This window comes from Streptomyces sp. NPDC004266 (assembly GCF_042874095.1).
In the GTDB taxonomy this organism is placed as follows: Bacteria; Actinomycetota; Actinomycetes; order Streptomycetales; family Streptomycetaceae; genus Streptomyces.
This window is the reverse complement of record NZ_JBIAMM010000011.1, coordinates 245989-260914: the sequence shown is the minus strand read 5'-3', so window position 1 is coordinate 260914 and position 14926 is coordinate 245989. Positions and strand designations below refer to the sequence as shown.

The 14926-nt window shown below is 74.8% G+C and carries 10 protein-coding genes and 1 riboswitch; of the genes, 3 read left to right on the top strand and 7 right to left on the bottom strand.

Features of this window, described 5'->3' with window-relative positions; translation table 11 throughout:
- Nucleotides 1-245 precede the first annotated feature (245 nt).
- Nucleotides 246-3014: a glycosyl hydrolase gene (locus tag ACFYUZ_RS26060; RefSeq protein ID WP_389313071.1), complete on the top strand. Its 2769-nt coding sequence runs from the start codon at nucleotides 246-248 to the stop codon at nucleotides 3012-3014.
- A 60-nt stretch (nucleotides 3015-3074) separates the two neighbouring features.
- Here ACFYUZ_RS26060 and ACFYUZ_RS26055 read toward each other — a convergent pair whose 3' ends face one another.
- Complete coding sequence (locus tag ACFYUZ_RS26055; protein ID WP_389313069.1) at nucleotides 3075-4100, bottom strand: LacI family DNA-binding transcriptional regulator; 1026 nt, start codon at nucleotides 4098-4100, stop codon at nucleotides 3075-3077.
- 202 nt (nucleotides 4101-4302) lie between these two features.
- Here ACFYUZ_RS26055 and ACFYUZ_RS26050 point away from each other — a divergent pair, with 202 nt between their 5' ends.
- Entirely contained in the window at nucleotides 4303-9039 is a 4737-nt protein-coding gene (locus ACFYUZ_RS26050) for a hypothetical protein (RefSeq protein ID WP_389313068.1), read from the top strand.
- 44 nt (nucleotides 9040-9083) lie between these two features.
- Here ACFYUZ_RS26050 and ACFYUZ_RS26045 read toward each other — a convergent pair whose 3' ends face one another.
- From ACFYUZ_RS26045 to ACFYUZ_RS26035, 3 genes are all read right to left on the bottom strand, one after another.
- Nucleotides 9084-9491, bottom strand: a complete 408-nt coding sequence (locus ACFYUZ_RS26045; protein WP_389313066.1) for a VOC family protein — start codon at nucleotides 9489-9491, stop codon at nucleotides 9084-9086.
- 182 nt (nucleotides 9492-9673) lie between these two features.
- The gene (locus ACFYUZ_RS26040; protein WP_389313064.1) at nucleotides 9674-10501 is read right to left on the bottom strand and encodes a CbtA family protein; all 828 of its coding nucleotides are present in this window, start codon (nucleotides 10499-10501) and stop codon (nucleotides 9674-9676) included.
- Nucleotides 10502-10515: 14 nt separating this feature from the next.
- Nucleotides 10516-10743, bottom strand: coding sequence for a CbtB-domain containing protein (locus ACFYUZ_RS26035; RefSeq protein WP_356904422.1), 228 nt, complete (start codon nucleotides 10741-10743; stop codon nucleotides 10516-10518).
- A 59-nt stretch (nucleotides 10744-10802) separates the two neighbouring features.
- A riboswitch (cobalamin riboswitch) is annotated at nucleotides 10803-10881 on the bottom strand.
- A 165-nt stretch (nucleotides 10882-11046) separates the two neighbouring features.
- On the opposite strand from ACFYUZ_RS26035, the gene ACFYUZ_RS26030 reads away from it, so the two are divergent.
- A complete protein-coding gene (locus ACFYUZ_RS26030) occupies nucleotides 11047-11622 on the top strand; it encodes a histidine phosphatase family protein (protein WP_389313062.1) in 576 nt (191 codons plus the stop codon).
- Nucleotides 11623-11646: 24 nt separating this feature from the next.
- On the opposite strand, the gene ACFYUZ_RS26025 is transcribed toward ACFYUZ_RS26030, so the two are convergent.
- The 3 genes from ACFYUZ_RS26025 to ACFYUZ_RS26015 are packed head-to-tail and all read right to left on the bottom strand — an operon-like array spanning nucleotide 11647 to nucleotide 14834.
- A complete protein-coding gene (locus ACFYUZ_RS26025; RefSeq protein WP_389313060.1) occupies nucleotides 11647-12735 on the bottom strand; it encodes a FecCD family ABC transporter permease in 1089 nt (362 codons plus the stop codon).
- Nucleotides 12732-13766: a FecCD family ABC transporter permease gene (locus ACFYUZ_RS26020; protein ID WP_389313058.1), complete on the bottom strand. Its 1035-nt coding sequence runs from the start codon at nucleotides 13764-13766 to the stop codon at nucleotides 12732-12734. Before ACFYUZ_RS26020 ends, ACFYUZ_RS26025 begins: the two co-directional genes overlap by 4 nt.
- A gap of 15 nt (nucleotides 13767-13781) precedes the next feature.
- Nucleotides 13782-14834, bottom strand: coding sequence for an iron-siderophore ABC transporter substrate-binding protein (locus tag ACFYUZ_RS26015; RefSeq protein ID WP_389313056.1), 1053 nt, complete (start codon nucleotides 14832-14834; stop codon nucleotides 13782-13784).
- Between the last annotated feature and the right edge of the window lie 92 nt (nucleotides 14835-14926).

Here is a 14926-nt window from a genome sequence, read left to right as displayed (position 1 = left end):
ACGCGGACGAGAGCGACGGCGATTTCTGAGAGCGCTCTCAAGCCTGCGGGGGGAGCGTGCCCGTGGAGAGGGGTTTCCGTCAAGGCTCGAAGGCGTATCGGGCGAGCGGGAGGTTCAACTCCCCTCTGTGTTCAATCTATTGACACAGTCGTTTCGCGGGTCTTACGTTTCCGGCGGCCTGAGAGCGCTCTCACACATTCCTGTGTCACGTCCCCCGTCCCCACGACGACATGAGGTGCTCCTTCATGCCAGCCCCCCGCAGCAGGCCGGCCGCAGCGCTGGTCCTGGTCTCCGCCCTCGCCGCCCTGGGACTCGGCCCCGCCGCCGGTCCCGCGGCGGCGGCCACCGTCCCGGTGGGCGCCGGAAGCTACTCCGACACCCGCCCCGCCGGCACGTCCGGCCCCACCACCGACACCGGCACCCCGGTCACCCCCAAGGTCACCCCGGCCGCCCAGGGCAAGCCGGTCCCCACCAACGACTGGTGGTCCTCCCTCGCCTTCCAGCGTTACGGGGGCAACCCGTACTCCACCCCCATGTACGGCCACCCGCTCACCTACCAGGCCGTCGCCGGCGGCCTGGAGATCGGCTACCCCACCAGCCCCGCCGTCGTCGGCGACGGACGGCAGTACGAGTTCGCCCACAAGCGCGACCTCACCCTCGGCCTCACCGGCCTCAACTCGCCCGACACCAGGGCCGACGCCTGGTCCGACTGGACCGTCACCCCCTACTGGTCCGACGGCGCCCGCACCCTGCGCACCACCATCGGCCACGGCCTGCCCTTCGTGTACGCCAAGGGCAGCGGCGGCGACGCCCGGATCACCACCGCCGAGCCGCCCGCCGTCTTCGCCGACCAGGGCAACGTCCTCGGCATCACCGTCGCGGGCCACCACTACGCCCTCTTCGCCCCCACCGGCACCGACTGGAACGTCTCCGGCACGACCGTCACCGCCGGCCTCGGCGGCAAGGACTACTTCTCCGTCGCCGTCCTGCCCTCCACCGACGCCCTCGCGACCTACCGGAAGTACGCGTACAGCTTCGTCACCGGCTCCACCGTGAACTGGAGCTACGACGCCGGGACCGTCCGCGCCACCTACACCCTCACCACCGAGGCGAAGGAGGGCACCGAACGGGGCACCCTCCAGGCGCTCTACCGGCACCAGTGGCTGCACACCGCCGACCCGCTCACCCCGTACGCCTACGTCTCGCCGCGCGGCACCATGAAGGTCCGCGAGTCCGCCTCCTTCACGACCTCGCAGCGCGCCGCCGCCACCCTGCCCGCGCTCCCGGGCGCCGGCGTGGACCCCGCCCGGCTGCGCGGCCACCTGAACGAGGTCGCGAACGCCGCCGACCCCTTCTCCGGCGCCGTCGACACGTACTGGACCGGCAAGGCCCTCGGCAAGCTCGCCCAACTGGTCCCGCTGGCCGACCAGATCGGCGAGGGCACGATCCGCGACAAGCTCCTCGGGCTGATCAAGACCCGCCTCCAGGACTGGTTCACGGCCGGCGGCGCCAACGAGTTCTCCTACGACCGGACCTGGAAGGCCCTCACCGGCTACCCGGCCTCCTACGGCAGCGACACCGAACTCAACGACCACCACTTCCACTACGGCTACTACGTGTACGCCGCCGCGATCGTCGCCCAGTACGACCCGGCCTGGGCCGCCGACTCCGCATGGGGCGCGATGGTCAAGACCCTGGTCCGCGACACCGCCAACCCCAGCCGCACCGACAGCGCCTTCCCCTTCCTGCGCGGCTTCGACGTCTACGCCGGACACAGCTGGGCCAGCGGCCACCAGGGCTTCGCCGCCGGCAACAACCAGGAGTCGTCCTCCGAGTCGACGAACCTCAGCGCCGCACTCGTCCTCTGGGGCGCGGCCACCGGCGACATCCAGCTCCGCGACCTCGGCAGCTATCTGCTGACGACCGAGGGCGAGGCCGTCGCCCAGTACTGGTTCGACGCCGACCAGCAGGTCTTCCCCGCCGCCTTCCAGCACGACACCGTGGGCATGGTGTGGGGCAGCGGCGCCGCGTACTCCACCTGGTGGACCGCCAACCCGGAGGAGATCCACGGCATCAACGTCCTTCCCGTGACGGGCGGTTCGCTCCAGCTCGGCGGACGCAAGGACGCCGTCCGGCGCAACATCGCCGAGATGGAACGCGAGAACGGCGGACCGGCGGTCGAGTGGCGCGACATCCTCTGGGAGTTCCAGTCCCTCGCCGACCCCGGAGCCGCGAAGGCCAAGTGGGACGCGGGCAACGCCGGCTACACCCCGGAGGCGGGCGAGTCGAAGGCCCACACGTACCACTGGCTGACGGCGCTCGACACCCTCGGCGCGCCCGACGCGACGGTCACCGGATCCATCCCCACCTCCGCCGTCTTCACCAAGGGGGCGACCAGGACGTACGTGGCCCACAACCACGGCACGACCGCCCGCACGGTGACCTTCTCCGACGGCAGGTCCCTCTCGGTCCCGGCCCGTTCCACGGCGACCGGCACGGGCGCGGGCACCACCGACCCCGGCCCGGGGCCCTCCACGGGCGACACCTTCCAGCTCCGCACCGGCGGCGCCCTCACCACGGCCGGCGGAGCCGCGGCGGGCGGCGACACCATCGCCTCGGCGCAGGGCGCCAACCACGACGGCACCCCGTACCGCCCCCTCGTCTACGAGGCCAGGGGGGTCGACGGAACGCTCAGGAGCGGAGGCTCGACGGCCTTCCGCCTCCAGGTGGACGCCGGCACGACGGTCGGACTCGGCCAGCAGGCCCGCGTCAGCTACGACCTCACCGGCGACGGCACCTTCGACCGGACGGAGACGTACCAGTACTTCGCGACGGACCCCGTCACCGGCTGGGAGGAGTACGGCCAGTCCCGAGGGCTGAAGTCCGCCACCGGAACGCTCGGCGACCTGCGCGGCGGCACGGTCCGGCTGGAGGTCTGGAGCGCGATCGGCAACGGCGACTCACGGCTCCAGACGGGCACGGACCGGTCCGTCCTCGTCATCCCGTACGACTGACCCCCGGGCGAGGGGCGGCGGGCCCGGACGCGTTCCGGGCCCGCCGCCCCTCGTGCGCCGTCAGGCGGAGGCGCGCCGGACCAGCGAGGTCGGGGTGATCACGGAGGCCGGGACCCCGGGCCCGGTCCCGTCGAGCAGCCGCATGAGCAGCTTCACCATCAGCCGCCCCATCCCCTCGATGTCCTGGTGCACGGTGGTGAGGGCCGGGACGGTCCTGTCGACCACCGAGGCCATGTCGTCGAAGCCGACCACTGCCACGTCCTCCGGGACCCGCACCCCGCGCTCCCGCAGGGTCCGCAACGCCCCCGAGGCCATCAGGTCGTTGGCGACGAACACGCCGTCGACGTCGGGCCGCCGGTCGAGGAGCTCCGCCATCGCGCGGGCCCCGCTCTCCTCCGTGAAGTCGCCCCGCCGGAGCAGCGCGGGATCGGCGTCGAGGAGGACGTCCCGATAGCCGTGGATCCGGTCGATCGCGGACGTCTGGTCGGGGGGACCGGAGATGTGCGCGACGTTCCGCCGCCCGAGCTCCACCAGGTGCCGCACCGCCTCCCTGGCGCCACCGCGGTTGTCGCAGTCGACGAAGGGCACGGCCGGGTCGGTCCCCGGCGCGGGCCGCCCGCCGAAGACCACCGGGATCCTGGCCCGCTCGATCACGGACGGCAGGGCGTCGTCGCTGTGCAGCGAGAACGCCAGCGCGCCGTCGACGTGCCCGCCGCCGAGGTAGCGCGAGATCCGCTCGTGGTCCCCGGGCCCCTCCACCCACAGGAGCACCAACTGGGCGTCGTGGGCGGTCAGTTCCCGGCTGATCCCGCGCACCTGCTGCTCGAAGAACGGGTCCGAGAAGATCCGGAACTCGGGCTCGGCGATGATCACGGCCACGGCGCCGTTGCGCCGGGTGACCAGGGTGCGGGCCGCGTGGTTCGGCACGTATCCGAGCTCCTCGACGGCCCGGCGCACCTTCTCCACCAGCGGAGCGCGCACGCCCGCGCCGCCGTTGACGACCCGGGAGGCCGTGGCGCGGGAGACCCCGGCACGGTCGGCGACGGCTTCCAGCGTGGGACGGGGCCCCGTGCTCTGCTCGGGCAAGGCGTGCGCTCCTCTGCTGCGTCGGCTGTACGGGGCGTGGGGTGGGCGCGTCCGGTGGTGCGCGGTCCCGCGCGGACCAGGATATCGGTGGCCGCCGCTTTTTGAGAGCGCTCCCAGGACCTGTGGGAACCCCCTCCGGAGCGGGCCCCGGGAACACCCGCCGACCGGGGCCGTGTCAGTGGGACGTGCGACGATCCTGGGCATGATCGTCTCGCTGGATGCCCTGCTGCCCACCACCGGTGCGCACGTGTCGACCACCTACGTCGACTGGGTCGCCGCCCACGACCCGGGCGCGGTCGAGGCCGCGCGCGGCCTGGTCCAGGACATGGGCGCCGAGGTCGACCGGTCCTGGACGAAGCCCGGTGCCGTCGTCGACGCCATGGCGCGGCGCGCGCGACAGCTGCCGCCGGCGCACCTGCCGTGGTTCTGGGACACCGTGGGACACCGGCTGATCGGATACGGGAGCCGGCCGGGCGGCCGGGCCTACGCCGCGGCGCGCGCGGCCGAGGCCCGGCACGGGCTTCCGGTGGACCCCGCCTACCGCCGGGCCAACGGACTGCTGTTCGCCGAGGGCGGCGCCATGCCCGCCAAGGAGTTCGGCGCCCACCAGCGGTTCCTGGCCGAGACGCTGGAGCCCGCCGAGGCGCACACCGCCCTGGAGGCGTTCCTGACCGCGTGGGCGGCTTCGCCCGCGGACCTGCCGGCGGATCTGGTGCGCCGGGTCCGGGCCTCCGCAAGGGCGGCGGGACTCGGGGACGCGGAGACCGCCCGGATGGTGGGCGCGATCCTCTCGGTCACGCGGAAGAAGGCCGTCCCGGACGCCCTGCTGACGGCGGCCGAGCCGATCCTGACGGCCCGTCCGCCGACGGACGCGATCGCGGCCGGTCTGCTGGAGGTCTTCCCCGAGGGGGCCACCGACGGCGGCGCATGGCTGCGGATGCTGATCGGCTGCGGCGCGACGGCGGCGATGGAAGCCGGACGGGTCGTGCCGGAGGGCGGCCTCCACCACTGGCTCGGCACCTTCGTCCGCATGTACCAGTACGCCCCGCAGCCCGGCGGAGGGGTCGGGCGCCGGCCGCTCCCGCCGGAACTCCTCGATCTCATCGGCCGCTTGGGGCCCCGCCTGCGGGACGAGGGCACCCCGGTGACGCTGCACACCACCCGCCACCACTACCAGGGATTCGACGCGGACGTCCTCGACGCCTGCCTGGCGGCCGGGGTCGCGGTCGCCGACCCGGGCCCGGACGTCCGGATGCGCTTCTGGGGCGAGAGGTCCCGGCGCGACCTCGCCGCGCTGGCCGCCGACCCCGTGTTCGGCCCCCGCCTGGAGGGGACCGTGCACGCGGACCTGCTGCCCGGCCGGCCCGTGGCGCACGGCCGCCGGCCCGGATCGGCCGTGACGCTCCTCCCGGGGAACGAGGGCATCGCCCACGAGGTGGCCGGACGCGTCGGCAAGCTCGTCGACACCGTCGGGGGCGGCGGCATGGCGGGCGCCGAGGAGTCCGTGGCCGAGCTGGAGACCCTCCTCGACCGGCCGACCGTGACGGCGCTCGGCGGTGTCGCCGACGCCCTCGGCGCGACGAGCGCGGCGGGCGCCCTGCACCGCTCGCTCACGGCGGGCCTCCCGGAGGAACTGGCCTGGCCCGCCCTGGAGTCGGTGTACGCGGAGTTCGCCGCCGAGCAGCCCGGAGGCGAAGCCGGCACCGGACCCGTGCCGGGAGTCGCCGGGGTGACCTGCACCTGGCCCGTGCTCACCGTCTTCGGGACCGACCGGGCGGTCGCCGTCGCCCCCGACGGGGTCCGGGCCTCCTGCCGGTTCACGCTGCCCGAGGACGCGACGATGCACGCCGTCCATCACGTCGGCGGATCCTTCCTCGTCAGCTGGTCGGTCAAGCCGGACCCCTGCTTCTGCGACACCGCCCGCTGGGCGGACCGGTCCGACCAGCCGTTCACCCCGGACGAGCAGGGCGGCCTCGTGCCGTTCGGCGGAGAGCTGGACGGCGGGTACGGCTTCCAGTTCGAGACCGCCGACGGAGGAGGGCGGCACGGCGGCGGCCGCGCGCTGCGGCCGGGCGGCACCGAGGGCATCGACAGCAACGAGCTGCAGCTCTCCGACGGCTCCCGGACCTGGACCAACGGCGTGTACCGCGACCGCCCGTGGGAGCTGGTGGACCCGGTCACCGGAGAGCCGCGGGGCGGCACCGACGTACCCGACTTCCCCGGCCGCCCCGCGAGCGCGGACCCGGCGACGGAACCGTCCGAGGCGGGCATGGCCCTGGCCGCCGAGGCACTCCACCTCGCCCCGCTGCCCGCCGGCCTGACCGACTCCCCGCTCGGCAGCAGGGACGGCCTCGTCGGGACCCGGATCCTGTTCCGCACCCCGCACCGCGACCCCGCGCCCGACCACTATCTGGTGCAGAGCATCGACGGGCGCACGGCCCGGTTCGCCGTCGACCGGCAGGGACAGAAGCCCTGGGCCCTGTGGGCACCGCCGGAGGGCGCCGCGGAGGACGTGGTCCTCGCCGAGGCCGAGACGCGGACGGGCGTGCGCGCGTACACCGCCGACGGCGTCCTGCTGTGGGAGCTGGACGGGCACCACTCGCCCCGGCACCCCCGGGTGAAGCCGGGCCGGCGGGCCACCCCGTCCGGGGGCGTGGCCCTGCCCCCGGCCTTCTGGTACCTGCTCCGGACCCGGGACGCCGCCGGGTCGCGGGCGCTGCGGACCGTGCGCCGGGAGACGGCGGACACGCTGCTCGCGGCCGCGTCCGACGGCACGGCGGCCCTCCGCGGGGCCGTGGCACGGGAGCTGCCGGACGTCACCGACCCCGTCCTGGCCGAAGCCGTCGTCGCGGTGGCCGAGCGGGCCGCCCGGGTGGAGGAGCGGCGGCGCGCCCTGCACCGGCGCGTCACCCTCCTCGCCGAGGCGCCGCCCGTGCGGCTCGGCCGGCCCGCGCCGGACACCGAGCTCGTCCCCGCGCTGCACGGCCTCGTCGACACCGGCGGGTCCGATCGGTGGCGGCGCACCCCCGACGTGGCGCTGCCGGCGACGCTGACCGCGCTCGCCGCCGACGGCGCCTGCCTGGCCGGGAGCATCGCCGAGGAGGTGCGCCGGCTCTCGCCGCCCGCCCCGCCGCACGACTGGTCGCAGCTCCTCGGCGCGATCGACGCCGTCGCCTGGCGGGCGGCGGTGGCCCCGACCCCGGACGCGGAGCGGACCGCTCTCCTCGCGCTCCTGGACACCTGGGCCGACCAGCCGTTCGCCCGCGCGGGCAGCCGCTGGTGGGCGGGGCGGATGTCCGGCCCGGGGTTCGTGGACCTCCTGCGCGCCGCCGGCGCGGTCGTCGTGTCCGCCGGCGTGCGGGACGGGGGCGCGGAGCACTGGTTCGTGGCGCCCGTCGCGGAGAACCCGCACAGCGACCCCGTCCCGGTCCAGGCCTCCGAGGCGCGGCACGTGCGCGTGGAGCGGGACGACGCCGGGCGGCTGCGCGCCCTGCTGGCCGCCGTCGACGCCCACGGGCCGGTCGCGGTGCCGGAGTCGGCGGCCGCGCGCTTCGCCGAACTGACGGGCGTACGGCGCTCCGTGGCCCGGCTCGTCGTCGCCGGGCTCGTCGGCCGCGCCGACCGCGAGGAGGAGCGGGCCCTGGTGCGCAAGGCCCCGTACAAGGCGACCCCGCTGACGGCGGAGTCGTACGAGCTGCTGCGCACCCGCCTGGGCGGCGCGGGCCGCAGGGCCGTGCTGGCCGCCGCCCTGCCCGACGACCCGGCCGAGCTGTGGCGGCCGGGCGGGATCGAGGCCGCCGTGGAGCGGATGGCCGGCGTGTGGCGGGAGCTCCTCGGGGCACGGCCCGCCGTGCACGAGGAGACGGCCGACGCCCTGGAGGCCGACCTGGGACTCGGCGAGGTGTGGGCCCGGCGCCTGGCCGGAGGGTACGACGCCGCCGAGGACGCCACCGTCCCCGCGGCGGGCTGGGCGCTCACGGCGAGCCGGCAGGGCAGCGGGGTGGAGGTCAGGCCCGTGCCGCCGGCCGGGCCCGAACTGCCGTACCGCACCCCGGTGGGGCTCGCGCTGACGGACGTCGCGAGCGCCCTCGTCTGGGCGTGGACGGACCGGCCCGTCGGGGATCCGGCACTGGCCGGGGCGCCCGCCCTGTACGAGCGGCTGCGCGCCGAGCTGGACCGCCCCGAGCTGCTGCTCGCCCTCTCCGAGACCCGCGTGAGGGACACGGCGGAGCGGATCGCCGAGCGGTTCGGGCCCCGGACGATGCCGGTGGCGGCGCACCCGGAGAACCGGACCGAACCGGCCACCGCCTACGACTCCGGACCGCTGGTGGTGTGCGCCCCGCACGGCACGGCCTTCCTGCGCCCTGCGGCCGTCGCCGACCCCGGGACGTGGCGGCGGGTCCGCGAGGTCGCCGACCTCGCCGAGGACCTCGACCGGATGGCACCGCTCCTCGCCGGCGGCGGACTCGCCCGCATGATGCGCCGCGCCGGGTCCGGAGCCGTACCGGCCGGGGCGTACGAGGCCGATCCGCGCCACTCCTGCCCGGAGCTCGTCGCCCGGGCGACGGCGAAGCTCGGCGTGGGCCCGGACGCGGCGGCCCTGTACCTCCAGCTGGCGACCCTCGCCGCGCCCACCGACCGGAACGTACGGCGGTGGAACGGCTGGTCGGCCAAGCGGCACACGGAGGTCCGGGCGGAACTCCTCGCCACCGGCGCGGTCCTGGAGGCCAAGCGGGCACGGGCCGGCCGGACCCTGTTCCTGCCCGGCGACTGGACCGACCTCAAGGCCCCGCACCTGCCGCTGGAGACCGCGAAGCTGACGAGCCACCTGGTGCGGCCGATGTGGGACAAGTGGATCCGCTCCCCGTTCGTACGCGTGCTGCCGACGGCACCCCTGCACGAGATGTTCGATGAGGCCTGGGACCGGGTGTCCGGCTAGCGGCGGGGCGGCCCCGTGCGACCGGGGCCGCCCCGCCGGGCCCGTCAGCCGTCGCCGCGGCTCGCCCCGCCGCGCTGACGCAGCGAGATCCGGTTGCCGTCCGGGTCCACCGCCTCGATGCGGATGCCGAACCCGTAGTCGTCCGGCTCGGCCTGGTCGAAGGTCACGCCGCGGTCGCGCAGCACCTTGAAGTCCGCCCGCAGGTCCTCCGATTCGAGGAACAGCGGTCCGGGAGCGGTGCCCGCCCGTGCCCCGGTCGGCTGCCCGGCCGACGCCGCGTGGGGCCAGAGGACGATCTCGGTCGCGCTGCCGGGGACGCCGACGGTGAGGAAGCGTCCCTCGGCGCCGGTGTGGTCGACGCGCTTCTCCAGGCCGAGCTGTTCCGTGTAGAACCGCAGCGCGCGCTCCTGGTCGGTGACGTAGAGCGTCACGTACATGATGTTCGACAACATGGTGGTGTCCTTCCGTTCCTTGGTCCTGCCTCACTGACGGAGCCCGGCGGGAGAACGTGACGGGGGACGGTCCACCGATGCGGCGGGCCGCCTCCGTGGGCGCGCGGGCGGCCGGCGGAACGACGACGCCGCCCCGCCCACCGGGAGGGTGGGCGGGGCGGCGTCGCGGAACGGTTCGCCGGTCAGCCGGCGGCGGGGGCTCCCCGTCGGACCTCCTGGTCGGAGGCCGCCCGGGGGGCCAGCGTCTTCTGCGCGAGGACGCCGAAGGCGATCCCGAACACCGCCCACAGCACCGCCTGGACGGCCAGGGAGGCGAGCCTGAACTCCCAGAGCAGCCCGGCGGGGAAGCCCGCCGCGACGGCGTCCTCGTTGTCGGGCAGGACGCCGAAGGCGACGGCCGTCACGACGACGAAGCCGGCGCCGGCCGCCAGGGTGGCGTTCCAGTTCCCCAGGCGCGGCGCGAGCCGCCGTCCGGCGATCAGGGCGGCGACCCCGAGCAGCACGCTGAGCAGGATCATCAGGAAGAACAGGGTGGTGCGCTTCCCGATGGTGTCCGGATTGCCGACGGCCGGAGGGGTCGCCGGGTACTTGAGGAACGGCACCAGGTAGACGGTGGTGAACGCGGCGGCGGCCGTGAGCGCCGCCGTCGCCCGGGGGCTGAAGCGGCCGACGCGGCCCAGCGCGAAGGAGAACGCCAGGGACGCGATGCCGCCGAGCGCCACGCCGTAGACGAGGACGCCGGTGGCGAGGCCGAAGGTCGACTGGGCGGAGCGGCTGATCCCCTCCTCCTCTTCCCCGGCGGCCTCCACGGCGACGGTGCCGCCGCCGTGGCCCGCGTGGGAGCCGTGGCCGGCCGGGGCTTCCCCGGCGGCCTTGGCCTCCTCCACGGCGATCGCGCCGTTCACGGGGGGCTCGCCCACCGCGTAGGCCACGGCGAAGGCGAAGAGCCCCGCGATCAGGCCCGCGAGCATGCCGCGGACCAGCAGGGACCGAACGGTCGAGGCGTGCATGTGCCGGTCGCCCCTCAGTGGCAGGGGAAGCCGAGCAGGTGGCGTCCGTCGTGCACCCACTCGTGCACGTCGGTGCCCGCGATCAGGGAGGTGGCGCCCTGCTCGGCGCCGACGAAGTAGAGCGCGATCAGCGCGAGGAGCCCGACGAAGAAGGCCCAGGGGAGCACCGCGCGCACGGGCAGCGGAGCCGGTACGGCGACGGAAGGGGTGGAAACGGCAGCGGAGACGACGGCCTCGGCCATGATGGAACCTCCTGCGGGAACTCGCGTCCCAGACGGTGGTGCAGGACGACGGTCCACGGGTCTGACTCGCCGTGACGTCACCCTGGGGGCGCCGCGGCTCACAGTGGCGCGACCGCGCCGGATTCTCACCGGACTTCCGTCTCGCCGTCGTCACGCTGTTCAAATGTCGCCTGACCGTACCGCGCGGGGGAGGCGCCGCCAAGGGTGTGAGGCCCGGATCACCTTCGTACGCCCCCGGGTAGAGTCCCGCGCACCACTCCGGCCACGACGGCCCCGCCGTCCCGCCCGCCGCAAAGGATCCCGATGACAGTCCGGTTGACGCTGATCTCGCCCGCGACGAGCGCAGCGCTCCGTGAGGTGCGGTTCGACGACGACGGCCCTCTCGACCCGGCGGGCATCGCCCGCGCCGAGGCCGTCGCCTCCGCCGTCGACCCGTCCCCGCCCGCGTACGCCTCCCCGTCCCGGCGCTGCCGTGGCACGGCGCGGGCCCTGGGCCTGCGCGCGGAGGCCCTCGACGAACTCGCCGGCTGCGCCATGGGCAGGTGGCGCGGGCAGACCCTGGAGGCCGTGGCCGCCGCCGAGGAGGCCGGGGTCGCCGCCTGGCTGTCCGACCCGGCGGCGGCGCCGCACGGCGGGGAGTCCCTGCGCGAGCTGCGCGCCCGCGTGGGCGCCTGGCTCGACGGCCTCGGGGACGGATCCGGCCGCGTCACCGCGGTCGCCGAACCGGACGTGATCCGCGCCGCGATGGTCCACGCCCTCGCGGCACCGGACGCGACGGCCTGGCGCCTGGACGTCCGCCCCCTGTCCGCCGTCCACCTCAGCGGCCGTGCCGGGCGCTGGAACCTGCGCCCGGGCGAGCCCCTCGTACCGCGGCGGTAGACGTCCCGTCAGCCGCGGGCCCGGTCAGGCCGGGCGCTTCCACTCCCGCAGCAGGAGGTAGCCGAGGTACGCCCCTCCGACGGCCATCGTGTACAGGCCGACCGGCAGGTTGTCGAAGAGCGGCAGCTGCTGGGCGGCGAGGTCGGCGAGGACCAGCAGCAGGGCGCCGAGCAGGGTCGACATGACCAGGTGCGGGCCGCCGCCCCGGGTCACCCGCTTGGCGATCTGCGGCGCCGTCAGGGAGACGAAGGCGATCGGTCCGGCGACACCGACCGCGCCGGCGGAGAGGACGATCGACAGCGAGACCGCCGCGGTCGCCGTGCGGGCCGGACGGGCGCCCAGGCCGGTCGCGAGGTCGTCGCCCATCTCGCCGATGCCCAGCGGCCGGGCCAGGAGCGCGGCGAGCGGCAGGCAGACGAGCAGCACCAGCCAGATCGTCCGCGCGTCGTCCCAGGAGCGGGCGGACAGGCTTCCGTTGATGTAGGCGGTCAGCGCGCTCGCCTTGTCCCGCTCGACGGCGTAGACCACGTACTGGGTGAGGGCCGTCGACATCGCGGACACGCCGATGCCGGCCACCACCAGGCGCCCGGGATTGCGGAATCCCGAACCGGTGGAGAAGTAGACGACGGCCATGGCGATCACGGCACCGAGCAGCGCGCCGACGGGCACCGGCACGAGGTCGGGGAAGAACAGGGCGGCGGCCGCCGCACCCGCTCCGGAACCGGCGCCGAGCCCGATGACGTCGGGGCTGCCCAGCGGGTTGCGGGTGACCGACTGGAAGAGGGCCCCGGACAGGCCGAAGGCCGCGCCGGTGGCGATGGCGACGACGAGCCGCGGGCCGCGCAGCCGGTTCAGCACGAAGGCGTTCTTGCCCCTGGCCTCGCCCGCCAGCGCCGACGGCAGGTCGGCCAGGTGGATGCCGAGGCGGCCCAGGGAAAGGGTCGCCACGGCCGCCCCGAGGAGCAGCAGCAGCGTCACCGCGGCGGCGATCGCGGTGCGGCGCCGTACGGGGACGGCGACCCACGGCCCGATCCTCAGGAGGCCACGGCCCGAGGGCCCTACGGGCCGCGACGCCGTCACGGCCGGGGTGTCGATCCGCTCGGCGGTCTTCATGCCGCTCCCCTCATGCGACGGACGGCGAACAGCAGCGCGGGCGCGCCCACGAAGGCGGTGACGACGCCGACCATGAGCTCCTGCGGGCGGAGCAGCACCCGGCCGATGACGTCGGCGAACAGCAGCAGGGCGGGTCCCAGGAGCGAGGTGAAGAGGATCTGCAGGCGGAAGTCGGCGCCCACGAGCACCCGGACGAGGTGCGGGACGGCGAGCCCGACGAAGGCGATGGGGCCGACGGCGGCCGTCGCGGCGGCGCTGAGCAGCGTCGCCGCGAGGAGACCGGCGCCCTTGACGCGGGCGGGGCTGATGCCGAGGGAGGCGGCCTTGTCGTCGCCCATCGCCATGGCGTTGAGTCCCGGCGCCAGGAGCACGGCGAGGACGAGGCCGACGGCGGCGAAGGGCAGGACCGCCCAGAAGGCGTCGAAGCCGCGCCCGCCGAGCGAGCCCACCACCCAGTAGCGGTACGTGTCGAAGACCTGCGGCCGGGACAGCGCGACGGCCTGGATGAACGCGGCGAGGACGGCGGCGAGCACCGCGCCGGCGAGCACCAGGCGGACCGGCCCGCTGCCGCCGCCGGCCGTGCCGACGAGGTGGACGACCACACCGGTCGCCAGGGCGCCGGCGAGGGCCCACCAGATGGTCTCGCGCTGCCCGGAGGCGCCGAGGAACGCGGTCGCGGCGACGATGGCGGCGGACGCGCCCGCGTTGATGCCGAGAAGTCCCGGCTCGGCGAGCGGATTGCGGGTGATGCCCTGCATCAGCGTGCCGGCGACCCCGAGGCAGAGGCCCGCGAGCAGGCCGAGCGCGGTGCGCGGATAGCGGCTCTCGACGACGGTGCGGAGATAGCCGTCGCCGTCACCGGTGACGACCCGGAGGACGTCGGCGGCGGACGTCGGCTTGCTGCCGAACATCACGCTGGCGAGGACCGCCAGGGCGAGCAGGACCAGGCACAGGGCGGCGGCTGCGAAGTGCCGGGCAGGGCCCCGCCGTACGACGGCGGGGCCCTGGCCGATCCGGGAGAGAGTGGTCACGCTGGGGACCCGCTGCTACTTCCCGGCCTTGGCGACGGCCTTGTCGATCATGGGGAGGTACCGCTCGATGCTGTACGGCACGGTGAGCGGGTTGATCATCGACGAGGCCGTGACGAAGGGCTGGTCGTTGCTGTGGACGAGGGCGCCCTTCTTGACCGCGGGGATGGCCGCGTACAGCGGCTGCGCCTCGATCTCCTTGCGGGACTTCTCGTCCATGTAGAAGGTGAAGGCGATGTCGCTCTTGGAGAGCTTGTTGGCGTTCTCCAGGCCGATGAGGGCGGAGTCGGTGCCCTCGGTCTCCTTGAAGGTGTTCACGACCGGGTCGACCTTGAGGCCCAGCTTGGAGACCATCGCGACGCGCTGCTCCTCGGGCTTGAAGACGCCGAGGGTGCCGGGGCCGGTGTTGTAGATGTACGAGAACGTGACGTTCTTGTAGTTCGGGCGCGTGGCGGCGGCGTCGGCGAGCTGCTTGTCGATCTTGGAGGTGAGCTCCTTGGCCTTCTCCGGCTGGCCGAGCGCCTTCGCGACGATCTCGATCTGCTGGTCCCAGTCGGTGCTCCACGCCTTGTCGGGGTAGGCGACGGTCGGCGCGATGTCCTTGAGGAGGTCGTACTGCTTCTGCGTGATGCCCGACCAGGGGGCGAGGATGACGTCGGGCTCCAGCTCGGTGATGGCCTCGATGTCGAGCTCCTCGCCGCCGTCGAACTGCTGGGGCAGCTTGGCGCCGGACTTCGTCACCGCGTCGTGGATCCAGGGCAGGTAGCCGGTCTTGTCGCTGCCCCACGGGTAGCTCTCGATGCCGACGGGGACGCTGCCGAGGGCGATGGCCGTCTCGGCGGAGCCCTGGCCGAGGGTGACGACGCGCTTCGGCTTCTCCTTGATGACGGCCTCGCCGAGCGCGCTCTTGATGGTGACGGGGAACGCGCCCGCCGGAGCCTTGGCCGCCGTGTCCTTCGCGTCGTCCTTTTTGTCGTCCGAGCCGCACCCGGTCACCATGAGGCCGAGCGAGACCGCGGCGGCGCCCGCCACGAGAACGCGACGGCGGAGGGGGGTGAACACAGCAGGCATGGCGGATCCTTGTCTCCGGGCAGAGGTGTGCTGACGCCCCGCCCGACGCCCCTCCCGTCATGGGAATGCCGGGGCAGCGGCCATCGCGAGGC